This is a genomic window from Anaeromassilibacillus sp. An172 (assembly GCF_002160515.1).
GTDB lineage: Bacteria > Bacillota > Clostridia > Oscillospirales > Acutalibacteraceae > Limousia > Limousia pullorum.
Genome location: NZ_NFKS01000009.1, coordinates 55324 through 70392, shown reverse-complemented (window position 1 = coordinate 70392; position 15069 = coordinate 55324). Strand labels below are relative to the sequence as shown.

General features: G+C 42.0%; 10 protein-coding genes. All 10 read right to left on the bottom strand.

Translation table 11 applies throughout. The annotated features are described in order from the left end of the window. Nucleotides 1-71: 71 nt before the first annotated feature. The 10 genes from B5F08_RS06025 to B5F08_RS05980 all read right to left on the bottom strand — a co-directional run bounded on the left by B5F08_RS06025 (nucleotide 72) and on the right by B5F08_RS05980 (nucleotide 15041). A complete protein-coding gene (locus B5F08_RS06025) occupies nucleotides 72-1286 on the bottom strand; it encodes an AI-2E family transporter (RefSeq protein ID WP_087377392.1) in 1215 nt (404 codons plus the stop codon). Between the two features lie 179 nt (nucleotides 1287-1465). Further along, on the bottom strand, nucleotides 1466-5839 hold the full coding sequence (locus B5F08_RS06020; protein WP_087377390.1) for a PolC-type DNA polymerase III: 4374 nt from the start codon (nucleotides 5837-5839) through the stop codon (nucleotides 1466-1468). A 21-nt stretch (nucleotides 5840-5860) separates the two neighbouring features. Then, complete coding sequence (ispG, locus tag B5F08_RS06015) at nucleotides 5861-6904, bottom strand: flavodoxin-dependent (E)-4-hydroxy-3-methylbut-2-enyl-diphosphate synthase (protein ID WP_087377388.1); 1044 nt, start codon at nucleotides 6902-6904, stop codon at nucleotides 5861-5863. A gap of 4 nt (nucleotides 6905-6908) precedes the next feature. Next, nucleotides 6909-8237: an RIP metalloprotease RseP gene (gene rseP / locus B5F08_RS06010; RefSeq protein WP_242968312.1), complete on the bottom strand. Its 1329-nt coding sequence runs from the start codon at nucleotides 8235-8237 to the stop codon at nucleotides 6909-6911. Between the two features lie 131 nt (nucleotides 8238-8368). Continuing rightward, nucleotides 8369-9523, bottom strand: coding sequence for a 1-deoxy-D-xylulose-5-phosphate reductoisomerase (locus B5F08_RS06005; RefSeq protein WP_087377384.1), 1155 nt, complete (start codon nucleotides 9521-9523; stop codon nucleotides 8369-8371). Nucleotides 9524-9683: 160 nt separating this feature from the next. Continuing rightward, nucleotides 9684-10520: a phosphatidate cytidylyltransferase gene (locus tag B5F08_RS06000; RefSeq protein ID WP_158096236.1), complete on the bottom strand. Its 837-nt coding sequence runs from the start codon at nucleotides 10518-10520 to the stop codon at nucleotides 9684-9686. Between the two features lie 23 nt (nucleotides 10521-10543). After that, on the bottom strand, nucleotides 10544-11305 hold the full coding sequence (locus B5F08_RS05995; RefSeq protein WP_087377380.1) for an isoprenyl transferase: 762 nt from the start codon (nucleotides 11303-11305) through the stop codon (nucleotides 10544-10546). 2 nt (nucleotides 11306-11307) lie between these two features. Continuing rightward, nucleotides 11308-11862, bottom strand: a complete 555-nt coding sequence (gene frr, locus B5F08_RS05990) for a ribosome recycling factor (RefSeq protein ID WP_087377378.1) — start codon at nucleotides 11860-11862, stop codon at nucleotides 11308-11310. Nucleotides 11863-11921: 59 nt separating this feature from the next. Further along, nucleotides 11922-12632, bottom strand: a complete 711-nt coding sequence (gene pyrH / locus B5F08_RS05985) for a UMP kinase (RefSeq protein ID WP_087377376.1) — start codon at nucleotides 12630-12632, stop codon at nucleotides 11922-11924. A gap of 183 nt (nucleotides 12633-12815) precedes the next feature. Beyond that, the gene (locus B5F08_RS05980) at nucleotides 12816-15041 is read right to left on the bottom strand and encodes an ATP-dependent helicase (protein ID WP_087377374.1); all 2226 of its coding nucleotides are present in this window, start codon (nucleotides 15039-15041) and stop codon (nucleotides 12816-12818) included. Nucleotides 15042-15069: the final 28 nt, after the last annotated feature.

The window sequence follows — 15069 nt, the reverse complement described above, 5'->3', positions numbered from 1 at the left end:
AAAAGGCAGAACATACCTAAAACGCTTTAGCGTGCTAATATGATATCATAAAAAATTACCTTTGTCAACATTTATTCTTCATTATTTTCTTCTGTATCATTTTTAACATCAATCTTTTCTTCACTTTCAAGTCCGTGATTTACCACTTTGTATTTCAATCTTGTTTTTACATTCTTTCCCAAAAGATCGTAAATCACAGCAAACACCGGAACTCCCAGCACCATTCCGGAAACACCGAAAAGTCCTCCGCCTACCAAAACGCTGAACATAATCCAGAAACCGGAAACACCTATCTGATTTCCCAAAATCTTCGGGCCTATTACGTTTCCGTCCAGCTGCTGCAAAACTATAATAAACACAACAAACCACAGACACTGGATAGGGTCAATAAGCAAAAGCAAAAATGCGCTCGGTATTGCGCCGATAAACGGGCCGAACACAGGTATAATATTTGTAAATCCCACAATAACGCTGATAAGGGGAGCATATTCAAATCTGAAAATACTCATACCTATAAAGCAAAGAATACCTATAATAATTGAGTCAACTAATTTTCCTATTAAAAATCGTCCGCACATATTATTTGAAACGTTAACTATTTCAATAGCTTTATTCAAAACCCTTTTCGGCATATAAGCATAGGAAACAGCCTTTACCTGAGCGCAGAGCTTTTCCTTGCAGGCGAGGAAATATACAGAAACGATAATTGCAATAAACCAGTTGTAAATATTTGAAGCTGTATTGATAGCAGCCGGGAAAATTGCATTTAAAAGATCCTTATAGAAATTCTGCATGTCACTGCCTGTAAACAGTGAAACCATTCTTTCAATGAACTTGTTTAACTGATTTTCGCTGATAAGATTTAATCCAAAGGTATTGTCAAAAAATTCAAGAACTTCGTTGAGCGCTTCCTCGGCGCCGTTCAAATACCCCTGCATATTCTGATACAGGGACTCAAAGCTTTTTGAAACCTGAGGAACCAAAATCGCCACAAGGAAAGTGACAATACCGAAAGCCACAATGTACGTACAAATCAAAGACAGGGTTTTATTAAGACTTTTCAGCCTTCTGTTTTTCTCTTCTATTTTGAAAAACACACGTTTCTCAAAAAACAGCATAAGGAAATTAAGAATATAAGCCAGCAAAAAGCCATATATAAAAGGCGTCATTATTGAAAAGAATTTCAAAATTATATCCCATACTGTCTTAAAGTTCATCATCACAAATAATAGCAGAACTGCATATGTAATCCATAAAATAACATTTTTAAACTTATTGTCTTTCAAGTGAAACAACCCCGTAAAGAAAAATTAAAATACGGTTCTATCATATTACAATAATCACCATAATGCAAGAGTTTATCTACATTTTCTCACTTTATTCGACATAAATCTGTATATTTTGAGTAATAATTAAAGTTTAAAACCCCAAGCAAACATTTAGTCCGCTTAGGGTTTTTATAAAATCAAAACAGTGACATCTGGGAACTTTCAGGCAAATCCTTAAAGGCTCCCACCGCTCTCAGAGTTTCGATAACAGATTTTGAAACTTTTGTTATTCTCAGCATTTCCTCAACGGAAAGATACTTTTCTTTCTCTCCGCACTCCTCAAGGCTTTCGGCAGCCGCCATTCCAACGCCTGACAGAACGCAGAAAGGAAGTCTTATTTTTCCGTCCTCGATAACAAACCTTTTCGCCTTTGATTTATAAATATCAATAGGCAAAACCTCAATGCCTCTTGCAAGCATTTCGTTTATTATCTGGAGCATAGGAAGCTCCGCCTGCTCTTTCATGGAGGCTTCTTTTCCCTTGTTCTTAATAAGCTGCATCTTATTTAAAACCGCCTGTCTGCCCTTTATAACTGTTTCGCCGTCAAAACCGTCGTTTCGCACGGTAAAATATGCGGCGTAATATTCAACAGGCTTGTGAACCTTGTACCAGCCCAATCTCAAAGTAGCTATCATATAAGCCGCAGCATGGGCTTTCGGGAACATGTACTTTATCTTCATACAGGAGTCTATGTACCACTGGGGAACATTGTGCTCCTTCATTGCATTAAAATGCTCCTCTGTGAGAAGCTTTGTAGCTTTACCCTTTCTGACAATTTCCATTATTTTAAAAGCCATGCCCGGCTCCAGTCCCTTATGCATAAGATATGTCATAATGGAGTCACGAGTACCGATAACCTCTGAAATTGTGCATGTGCCGTTGTGAATAAGGTCAGCGGCGTTTCCAATCCAAACGTCGGTACCGTGGGAAAGTCCGGAAACCTGCAAAAGGTCGGAAAAAGTTTTCGGCTGTGATTCAACCAGCATGTTTCTAACAAAGTGAGTTCCAACCTCAGGCAGTGAGAAAGTACCTGTCTGAGAGTCGATATCCTCTGGAGTTACACCCAAAGCTTTTGTTGAGGTAAACAAGGACATAACCTCGGGGTCACTCATGGAAACATCCATAACTGAAATTCCGGTAAACTCTTCCAAATAATGGTAAATTGTCGGAACATCGTGTCCAAGCTCATCCAGCTTACAAATCGTATCATGGATGGAGTGGAAGTCGAAGTGTGTTGTTATATTGTCAGATTTCATATCGTTGGCAGGGTGCTGAACCGGACAGAAGTCGTAAACCTCCATACCCTTAGGAACAACAACCATGCCTCCCGGGTGCTGACCGGTTGTTCTTTTTATACCGGTGCATCCTATTGCAAGTCTTGCCTGCTCCGCCTTGTGGAAAGCAGTTCCCTTTTCCTCTTCGTATTTTCTTACGTATGCCAAAGCGGTTTTGTCCGCAACAGTGGCGATAGTTCCCGCCTTAAACACGTTGTCCTTGCCGAAAAGCTCTTCCGTGTAGCGGTGAGAAAATGACTGATACTCACCGCTGAAGTTAAGGTCGATATCAGGAACCTTGTCGCCCTTAAATCCCAGGAATGTTTCAAATGGGATTTCGTGTCCGTCACGGTGCATTTCCTCGCCGCAGTTAGGACAGTTCTTAGGGGGCAAATCAAATCCTGAACCCACACTGCCGTCGGTAATAAATTCGCTGTGCTTGCACTTAGGGCAGACATAGTGAGGACAAAGAGGGTTAACCTCGGAGATACCGGACATGGTGGCAACAAAGGAAGAACCAACGCTTCCTCGTGAACCAACCAGATAGCCGTGAGCCTCGCTGTCTGCAACAAGCTTCTGGGCGGTCATGTACAAAACGGAGAATCCGTATTTTGTAATTGAATTAAGCTCCTTGTCAAGTCTTTCCTTAACAATATCAGGGAGAGGGTCGCCGTATTTGTCCTTTGCCCTCTGCCATGTGATGCTTGTGAGCTGTTCCTCCGCACCCTCAATAAAGGGCGGGAAATTTCCCTCAGGAATAGGACGGACACGCTCTATCATATCGGCGATTTTATTTGTGTTTTCCACAACAACCTCGTAGGCTTTTTTCTCGCCCAAATAGGAAAACTCCTTGAGCATCTCCGCTGTGGTTCTGAAATACAGCGGCGCCTGATTGTCAGCGTCGGTAAATCCCTTGCTGAACTGGAGTATTTTTCTGTATTCGCTGTCGTGCGGGTCAAGGAAATGAACGTCGCAGGTGGCAACAACCGGCTTGTTAAGCTCTTTTCCCAGCTTTACAACAGCCTTGTTAAAGTTCTGCAAATCCTCAACAGAGTTTACCATTCCGTCACGAACCATAAACATGTTGTTACCTGTAGGCTGAATTTCCAAGAAATCGTAAAAAGAAGCTATTTCTTTCTGCTCGACTATGGATTTTCCCTCGATTATAGCCCTCATAAGCTGACCCGCTTCACAGGCAGAACCGATGAGAAGTCCCTCTCTGTGCTTTATAAGCTCCGACTTAGGTATTCTCGGAGTTTTATAAAAATAAGTCAGGTGAGCCATTGAAATAAGCTTGTAAAGATTTTTAAGTCCAACCTTATTCTTTACAAGAATTATCTGGTGATAAGGCTTCAGCTTTTTAAAGTCGCCGCCGTTTATCTTGGTATTTATATCGCAGACATGTGTTATATTGTAGTCCGCCTCAAGACGGCTGCAAAGAGATACAAAAATCTTAGCCAAAATCATGGCGTCGTCACAGGCTCTGTGATGATTAAAATCTCCCAAACGGAGATATTTAGCTACAGTGTCCAGCTTACAGTTTTTAATATCCTTTAAAACCGCACGTGAAATAGCCACAGTGTCTATATAGGTATAATCAAAGGCTTCCCCCATATTGTTGCAGGCGGCTCTGATAAATGATGTATCAAAACCGGCGTTGTGGGCAACCAATACATTTCCGTCGCAGAACTCAAGGAAGCTTCTCACAGCCTCCTCCTGTGACGGAGCGTCCGCCACCATAGCGTCGGTAATTCCGGTAAGCTCTGTGATTTTCGCAGGGATAGGCATTTCCGGATTTGCAAAGGTGTTGAACTCGTCGACAATTTCACCGTTTACAACCTTAACAGCGCCGATTTCCGTAATCTTATCCCTTGCCGCAGAAAGTCCCGTTGTTTCAATATCGAAACAGATAAATGTGCCGTTTAAAGGCTCATCCCTGTTTCCTACAACAGAGTTTACCAGGTCGTCAATAAAATAGGCTTCTGTTCCGTAAATAACCTTAATATCGTTTCCGCTTTTGTTCAGAGCTTCAACTGTGTTCATAGCCTCAGGAAAAGCCTGGGCAACACCGTGGTCGGTGATGGCAACAGCCTTGTGTCCCCACTTGGCGGCTCTTTTTACAATCTCCTCAGCAGAAGAAACACCGTCCATAGATGACATGTTGGTGTGCATATGAAGCTCTACACGCTTTGTTTCTGCGTTGTCAACAACCTCTTTTTTGCTTACAGTGCCGATTGAGTCGGCGTTTAACACAATTTCTCCGGCATACTTGTCATACTCCATGCTTCCGGCAACAACAATAGTTGCGTTTTTGCTTATGGAGTCCAGCACTTCGCAGTCTTTAATGGAATTAAAAACCTTTACCGTGGTTGAGCCGGTGTAGTCGGTTATGTTTATGGTTATGATATTCTTGTCGCCGGACTTGGTGGTTTTCTTTTCAAATCCGAAAACATCGCCCCACACAACGGTTCTTCCCGTATCTGCCGCCAGGGTTCTTATAGGCACAATCTTTCCCTTAATAACCCTGCCGTAAAGTGGTCTTATAGTTGAAGTGACAATACCCGGAGTAAGGTCGTCCCCTTCTCTTATTTCTATAGTGGGATTTTCCACCGCTTTTTCTTTTACTTTCTTTTCGTGAACCTTGTTTCTGTTTTCCTCTTCCTCAATATAGAACTGAGCGGCTTTTGTTTCAGCCTCTCTTTTTATTGTTTCCTGGGCGTGCTGCTGTTCCTGAATATAGACCTCGTTTTCTGCGTCCATTTCAAGAACACCTTTATATTCAATATCAAAGTGCTGGGAAAACTCTGTCTGCACCAGCTTTGAAAACTCCCTGTCAAAATTACAGGAGTCAAGCAGAGCCTTTCCCCCGTGCTTTAACTCAATGGTTATAACCTTTCTTTCATCGTCGCATTCCGCTTCAGCGTTGGCAAAGGTTCCGTTAATTCTTGGAATATGGCGTTTTAAAGCCTCCACCATATCGGGAAAATACTCTGCTTTAAAATTGTCGTTTATAAAACGTGGATTGATATTTGCGCCCATAAGATTCAATCCGGTTTTTTTGATTTTTTCTTCCGCATTGAATATGGCTTTTCTCTCTATGTACTGAGAAAAAGAAACATAAAGATTCAGTGTTCGCTTAGATTTATTTATTTTAACCCCGGTGATTTCTCCACGGGCAATTCTTTCATCAAACGGTTCTTCCAAATAATCGGAAAACACTCTTCCTAAAGTATTCATCAAACATTCCTTTTCTAAAAATTACAGCTTTTCAATTTCTTCAATCAGTGCATCTATAAGTTTATCCTCGGAAACCTTTCTCAGAATTTCGCCTTTTCTGAAAACAAGGCCGTTGCCGTCGCCTCCGGCAATTCCTATGTCGGCTTCCCTTGCTTCTCCCGGGCCGTTTACAACACAGCCCATTATGGCAACCTTAATATTTTTCTTGCAGTCCCTCAAACGTCTTTCCGCCTCGTCTGCAAGGCCGATAAGGTCAATCTTTGTTCTTCCGCAGGTTGGACATGAAACAAACTGAATACCGCTTCTGTCAATATCCAAAGCCTTTAAAATATCCTTTGCGGCATATATTTCCTTTACCGGGTCGGCGGTGAGGGAAACTCTTATTGTGTCGCCTATTCCCTTTAAAAGCAGAGAACCTATACCTGCGGCGGATTTAATAAGTCCCATTCTCTCAGTGCCTGCCTCGGTAACTCCCAAATGCAGAGGATAATCGCACTGTTCAGCCGCAAGCTCATAAGCCTTTACCATTGTTGCAACATCTGAGGACTTCATGGAAAGCACAATGTCGTCAAAATCAAACTTATTCAAAAGTGAGGCATGATAAAGTGCGCTGTCACAGAGTGCCTGAGGTGTTGGATGACCGTATTTTGCAAGTATCTCCTTTTCAAGAGAACCGGAGTTCACGCCTATTCTTATAGGGATGTTTTTTCTTCTGCAAGCGTCAGCCACAGCCTTTACCCTATCGTCAGAGCCGATATTTCCTGGATTTATTCTTATCTTATCAATTCCCGCTTCAACCGCCTCCAAAGCAAGACGGTAATCAAAATGAATGTCGGCTACAACAGGAATACTCACAGCTTCTTTCAAAGCCGGAATAAGGGCAACGGCTTCCTTGTTGGGAATAGCCGCTCTTATAATCTCACAGCCGGCTTTTTCAAGCTCAACCGCCTGCTTAACGCTGTTTTCAATGTCGCTTGCAGGAACATTCAGCATTGACTGAATGGTAATTTTTGCTCCGCCGCCTATTTTCACATTTCCCGCAGTAACCTGTTTTTTACTTGCCATAGCTCTAACCTCCTATTATCTGCCAGATATCCTTCATGGAAATAATCAGCATAAATCCTATCAATATAATAAATCCGGACGCATTTATTGCGTTTTGTATCTTCATAGAAACCGGTTTTTTTCTTATAGCTTCAATAATAAGCATAACAAATCTTCCGCCGTCAAGAGCCGGGAACGGAAGCATATTGAATATGCCCAAGTTTACCGTAATAAAAGCCATCATGAATATCAGCGTGTTAAGACCGTCAATAAATCCGCTTGAAGCAAGACTCTGTGAAGTAATCTGAGAAATTGCAGAAGCCGTACCTATTGGGCCTGAAAGCTCAGATAAACCGAATTTTCCCGTTACAATTCCCACAAGACTGTCCCATACCATCTTTCCTATGGAAACAGTCTGTTTGAAACTTTCACTGACAGCGGTCAAAAAAGTTCTCTCTACAGGAACTGTATAGAAATCCACCGCAACCATAGGCTGCTGTGTTTCTGAATTTAAGTAGGTGTAAAAGTCCACATCCTCCAAAAGCACCTGTCTGCCTGCTCTCTCCACAAGGATATCAACACGGAATCTGATTCTGCTTTCCTTAACCTCTATCTGAGGAACCTGTGCTTCTTCATCGGAAACATAAGCATACAAAGACTTGTATCCATCTTCATATGCGCTCTGAGCCTCTTCCAAAGTTTCAGCGCTGTTCACGTTTTCGACAATCTGCAAATATTCGCTGTACATTGCCTGAGCGTCCTGGTCGCTCATATAATCGGTTTCACCGTTTTTTATGGCTTCATTTCTTTCGGAAAGAGTTGTTCCCAAAAATGAGAAGAGATTTACCAGGCAGTCCTCTTGGTAAACGGTAAGCTCTGTTCCGTCAACCTCAACGGGCTTTGTGGTGGCAAGTGCAAAGGAAATATCCCTAGAGCTTACAATAGAAGTTCCGTTTATCTTCAAAAGCTTGTCGCCCGCCTGCAAACCGCTGTTCTGTGAATAGGAAAGCTCCGGAAAAGAATCAATGGTGGTGGATGAATAAGTAGACTGTTGTACAACCACAACAAACATGAGAATAAATCCCAAAAGTATATTCATCACCGCACCGGCGATTACAACAATCATTCTTTTCCACACTTTAGCCTTTTCAAAGGATCTGGGGTTATTGCTGTCCTCGTCCTCGCCCTCCATGGCGCAGTAGCCGCCTATAGGTATAAGCCTCAAGGAATACTGGGTTTCACCCTTTTTAAATCCGAAAATCTTCGGGCCCATGCCCAGCGCAAACTCGTTTACCTGAATTCCGCTTTTCTTTGCGGTTATAAAATGTCCGAATTCGTGAATACCAACTATCAATTCAAACAGTAAAACTCCGATAATAATAAGTATAACAGCTGTGATAAAATCATCTCCAATTTTATATAATCATTCACTCTTATTATCTACGGCAAACCTTAAAAAATTATGTCGGCATTGCGACGGTTTTCTTAAAATTCACCTGTAACCTTGCAGACATACTCTCTTGCTCTTTTATCTGCATCCAAAACCTCTTTCAAGGTTGTGTAGTCGCCGGCAGCCACATTTTCCACCGCAGACTCAACAAGGTTTCCGATATCCAAAAACTTAATCTTGCCTTTTCTGAACAAAGCGTTTGCCGCCTCGTTGGCGCCGTTTGCGATAGTCGGCGCAAGTCCACCTGCCTTTATGGCTTTTATGCAGGTTTTAAGGCACTTGAAAGTTTCATAGTCCGGCTCGTAAAATGACATTGTGCCGATTTTCACCAAATCAAGCTCCTGAGCCGGAGATTCAAACCTTTGTGGATATGTTATTGCGTACTGAATAGGTATTCTCATGTCTGCAACGCCAAGCTGAGCTATTACGGAATTGTCCACATATTCAATCATGGAATGAATAACGCTTTCCCTGTGAACTACAACGTCTATTTTCTCAACAGGCAAACCGAAAAGCCAGTAAGCCTCGATAACCTCAAGCCCTTTGTTCATCAGTGTAGCAGAGTCGATGGTAATTTTTGCTCCCATGCTCCAGTTAGGGTGATTTAAAGCCTGTTCCACAGTGACATTTTCAAGCTCTTCTTTTTTCTTTCCGAAGAAAGAACCGCCGGAAGCTGTTATTATAAGCTTTTTAATCTCCTTTTGAGAGTTTGCGCCCTGAATACACTGGAAAATCGCAGAGTGTTCACTGTCAACGGGAAGTATTGAAACTCCCTTTCTCTTTGCGGTTTCCATAACAAGCTTACCGCCTGCCACAAGTGTTTCCTTGTTGGCAAGAGCCAAGTCCTTACCCTCTTCAAGTGCCGCCAATGTAGGCTCAAGTCCCACCATTCCCACAACGGAGTTCAAAACTGCCTGTGCCTCTCTTACGCAGGCGGCTTCCATAAGTCCGTCCATTCCGGCAAGAACCTTTGTATTTGTGTCAGCAACATTCTGTTTAAGCTCCAAAGCCTTTTTTTCGTCAACTACAGCCGCAATTTTCGGCTTATACTTTCTTATCTGCTGTTCCAGCATATCAATGCGGCTGTTTGCAGTAAGCGCCCAAACCTTTAAATTAAGCTTATCTACAACATCAAGAGCCTGAGTTCCTATAGAGCCTGTAGAACCCAGAATAGAAATATTTCGCATCATAAATATCACCGTCTTTCGGATATAAAATAATATTCACTTTTATCTGTTACAATGCTGATTTAATTACTTAATAAAAACATCATAGCGGTTATCGAAAAACCGAAAACCGCTATCCTATAATACAAAAGCCTTATGAGCTTTTGTTTAATTTTTTAGTATGTTATATTGATACTGCCGGAGCGATAAGAACCGCATATCTGCAAAACAGATAAACAAGCGGTGCTGTAAAAATAACACTGTCAAATCTATCAAGCAAACCGCCGTGTCCCGGCATAATTGTTCCATAGTCCTTTATGGAACAGCTTCTCTTGATAAGTGAGAAACAAAGGTCACCCAAAATAGCTATAACGGAATTTAAAATTCCAATTAAAGCAAGTCCGCCGTAATTGATATAAACCTTGTCTGCTCCGTAAATAAAGGAAGAGAAAATCATTCCCGCCACAATACCGCTGAGCATACCGAAGATTATACCGCCCACAGCTCCCTCAACTGTCTTTTTAGGGCTGATGTTCGGGCAGAGCTTATGCTTGCCCAAAAAAGTACCGGTAAAGTACGCACCCGCATCGGAAAGCCATGGAACACACAGACAAATAACAACATAAAAGGAAGTATACTGTCCGCCGACACACATAGCGGATATACTTGTCATACCGCATGTAATAAGAAGGGTTCCCACTATGGCAAAAGCCGTATCATCGTAACTTAAGTGGTCGTGATAGAATATAAGCGAAATCATCATAATAAGAGCAAACGCATACATCACAACCATCAAATTCATATAAAAAACAAGTACAGGGGTTACAAGAGACAAAGCTATACAAGGAATTGATATCATGTATTTTCTGTGAAGCTTTTTTGCGCTCAGATACTCACCTGTCATTATTGCATTGACCAAGCCCAAAATTATTCCAATAAAAATAGGAAACATCTCTGCAACAAACAATACGCCGATAACCAGAACAATGCCCACAGCAGCAGATATTATTCTTACTTTCATCTTCATTACCCCTAACTTATATTTTAAACGCCGCCATAACGTCTGTTTCTGTTGGCAAATTCCAGCAAAGCACGGTTCATGTCCTCTTTGGTAAAATCAGGCCAAAGCTTATCCATAATAACATACTCTGTGTATGCCGACTGCCACAGCAAAAAGTTTGAAATTCTGTATTCTCCGCTGGGACGAATAACCAAATCGGGGTCAGGCTGAAAAGCGGTATAAAGATTATCAGACACTGTCTGCTCGGTGATATCCTCAACCGAAAGCTCTCCCGACTTAACTTTCTCTGCGATTTTCTTAACCGCCATGGTTATCTCGGCACGGCTGCCGTAATTCATAGCGATATTGAGTACCATTCCGTCACGGTTTGCCGACTCCTCTTCGTTTTCTCTGATAAGCTCCTGAAGCTCAGAGTTAAAGCCTGTTTTGTCGCCGATAAATTTTACAACAATGCTGTCGTCCTTAAAATCTGTCAAAGCTTCGTTAAGATAAGACTTAAAAAGCGACATTAAAGCGGAAACCTCATCTGATGGACGTTTCCAGTTTTCAGTAGAGAAAGCATAAACCGTCAGGTACTTTATTCCGATATCGCTGCAATATCTTGTGATGGTTCTGAAATTGTTGGCTCCCGCCTTGTGTCCTGCACTTCTGGGAAGGCCTCTTTTTTTCGCCCATCTTCCGTTGCCGTCCATGATAATTCCGACATGCTTTGGAAGTTCAATCTGAGAGATATCGGTAAGTTCTTCTGTATTTTTCTGAGATTTTCCTATGCCAAAGATTGCCATAATCAGATCTCCATGATTTCCTTCTGCTTTGCTTCGGAAACCTTATCTGTTTCTTTAATAAACTTATCTGTGATATCCTGAACTTTCTTTTCTGCCTGCTTCAGATCGTCCTCTGTAAGCTCGCCCTCTTTTTTCATCTTCTTGAGAGTATCCATGGTTTCACGGCGTACATTTCTAATCTGAACCTTTGTATCCTCAGCCATTTTTGCGGCTTCCTTAACGATTTCCTTACGTCTGTCCTCTGTAAGAGGCGGGAATACAAGTCTTATTGCACGTCCGTCATTCTGGGGGTTGATACCGATATCGGAACACTGAATAGCTTTCTCAATGCCTCTGAGCACTGAAGAGTCGTAAGGCTGAATCATAAGTGTTCTTGCCTCTGTTACGGAAACTGAAGCCAGCTGGTTAACAGGTGTAGCAACGCCGTAATAGTCTACAGCTACTTTATCCAAAACCTTAGGATTAGCTCTGCCTGCACGGATAGCGGCGTAATCCTTAACAAGGTGATCAATTCTTCTCTGCATACGCTCAGAGCATTTATTTATTTGTTCTTTCATGGTTAGTTCCTCCGTCAATTACAAAATTTAAAGTTACACAAAGGGACAAATGTCCTCAATTATTTTTTAACAAGGGTTCCGATTTCTTCACCGCAGGCTGCATAGTAGATGTTCATTGGCTCATCAACGCTGAACACAAGAATCGGTATATCGTTATCTCTGCAAAGTGAAGCGGCAGTGCTGTCCATAACAGCAAGTTCTCTGCTCAAAACTTCCTGGAAAGAAAGTGTGTCGTACTTAACTGCGTCAGGGTTCTTCTTAGGGTCAGAATCATAAACACCGTCAACCATTGTGGCTTTAAGGATGATGTCAGCCTCAATTTCAACTGCACGAAGAGAAGCCGCTGTATCTGTGCTGAAGAATGGATTACCTGTTCCGCATCCGAAGATTACAACTCTTCCCTTTTCAAGATGTCTTACCGCTCTGTTTCTGATGTAAGGTTCTGCAACCTGAGGCATGGAGATAGCTGTCTGAACTCTTACGTCAAGTCCAAGCTGCTGCTCCAAAACATCGGCAACAGCCAAAGCATTGATAACAGTTGCAAGCATTCCCATATGGTCTGCACGTGTTCTGTCCATCTTGCCTGAGCTTCTGCCTCTCCAGAAGTTTCCGCCGCCTACAACAACAGCAACCTGAATACCTGCGTCAACGCATTTTTTAATAGGCTCGCAGTATTTGTAAACTGTGTCGAAGTCTATGCCGTGGCCTGCTTTACCTGCAAGAGATTCGCCGGATAATTTCAAAAGAATTCTTTTATACTTTACGTCCATGGAAAACACCTCATTATACTTCATATTTAAGAACATAATACACTATTTTGCTAAATATGTAAATACAAATTACATATTTTAGTTGGATTATCGTCAATTATTTTTGCCAAAACCGCTGTGTTGACAGAATGAACAGCGGTTTACCATTTTCGCTATCAGTGAAAATTTTATACAATTAACACATTAAAGCTTTACAAGTTTAGCAAAGTTTGCCATAAGAATTTTAGTTCCAACCTTATCAAAGGCAATTTCCAGCATTGTATCGTTGCCCATTCTTTCGGTTTTCACAACCATTCCCTCTCCGAATACCTTGTGCTTAACCATATCGCCCACAGAATAGGAAGCAGATCCTGCTGCGCCTGCCGGCTGTTTAACAAATTCAGTGTGGCCCTTAAAGCCGGAGGTTTTTTCCGTTGCGTAAGGCTCACGGTTTGCCATAGGCTCTTTTATCTTTCTTTCCATACCGGTAAGCTCTACAATCTCACCCGGTATTTCCCTGACAAATCTTGAAGGCATATTTCTATTTGTTGAACCGAACAACATTCTTGACTGACACTTTATAAGATAGAGCTTTTCTTTAGCCCTTGTAATGCCAACATAGGCAAGACGTCTTTCCTCGTTGAGTTCCTCCGGGTCCATTGTTGATGAAAATGACGGGAAAATTCCCTCTTCCATTCCCGGAATAAATACAACAGGAAATTCAAGACCTTTTGCGCTGTGCATTGTCATCATTACAACGCTGTCCGCCTCTTCATCGTAGTTGTCAATATCTGTCTGAAGAGCTATATCCTCAAGGAATGTGGAAAGGTCTGCTTCATCTCCGTAGTCCTCTTCAAAGTTTTTGATATTTGAAAGAAGTTCCTCGATATTTTCAATCTTAACTTCCGCATGGTCCTCTTTTGTTGTTTTGAGATAGTTTATATAGTCGGTTCTGTCCAGGATTTCATTGTAAAGACCCTCAAGGCTGTTGTACTCGTCCTGAGCATATTCGCTGAGCTCCTCAATCATATCGCAGAAGCCTTTAAGCTTTGAAGCCGACTTTGAAATATCGGGATAGTCTGCGGCGTTTTTGATAACATTGAAAATACTCTCGCCCAAAGCGGAGGCAATGTCAGCCGCCTTATTGACGGTTGTGTCGCCTATTCCACGTTTAGGTCTGTTTATTATTCTCCTAAGTCTTACATCATCGTCCGGATTGTTGATAACCTGGAGATATGCTGTCATATCCTTTATTTCCTCACGGTCATAGAAACGGTGACCTCCGATAATTCTGTGAGGAATACCGCTTCTGGACAGCGCAAATTCCACGGAGTTTGACTGAGCATTCATTCTGTAAAGCACAGCAAAATCGGAAAACTTTCTTCCCTTTGCCACCTCTTCCACAATGACCTTGGCGATATACGCAGCCTCATCTCTTTCTGTGGAAGCTGTATGCAAAACAATTTTGTCGCCCACCTCGTTGTTTGTCCAAAGGGTTTTGCCCTTTCTTGATGTGTTGTTTGCGATAACATTGTTGGCGGCGTTTAAGATATTCTTTGTGCTTCTGTAGTTCTGCTCAAGTCTGATAACATTTGCGCCTTTAAAAGTATTTTCAAAGGACAGAATATTTTCGATGGTTGCGCCTCTGAATTTGTAAATACTCTGGTCGTCGTCGCCCACAACGCAGATATTGCCGTGTTTTTCAGCCAGCATACTTACAAATTTATACTGAACCTTGTTGGTGTCCTGATACTCGTCAACCATAATGTATTTGAAAAGGTTCTGATAATACTGCAAAATCTCCGGACATTTTTCAAAGAGCAGAACTGTATTCATAAGCAAATCGTCAAAATCCATTGCATTTCCGGACTTTAAACGCTCCTGATAAATAGCGTAAGCCTTTGAAATGGTTATTTTTCTGCTGTCACAGCCTGCCTCCGCCTTCATCATTTCAGGGGTTATCATCTTGTCTTTCGCCCTTGAAATTTCATTGAGCACTGTTTTATGGGAAAGGATTTTTTCATCAACGGAAAGCTGTTTCAAAATATCCTTCATAAGTCTTTTTGTATCGTCGGTATCGTAAACGGTAAACTTATTGGTATATCCCAGCCTGTCACCGTATCTTCTCAAAATTCTCGAACAGGTTGAATGGAAAGTGGCTGCCCAAATATCGTCGCCGCCCTCGTCAACCGCATTGCATATTCTCTCTTTAAGCTCCCCTGCCGCCTTGTTGGTAAAGGTTATAGCCAAAATCTGCCAAGGTCTGCAAAGTCCCGCCTTGAGTATATATGCTATTCTGTTTACAAGCACGGTGGTTTTGCCCGAACCTGCGCCTGCAAGAATAAGCAGAGGGCCTTCCGTACAGAAAACCGCCTTCTGCTGCATATCGTTCATTTTAGAAAACTGCTTTTGCAATTCTGTAAGTTCCATAGTTTCTCCTTAATCGCCTTATTATTTC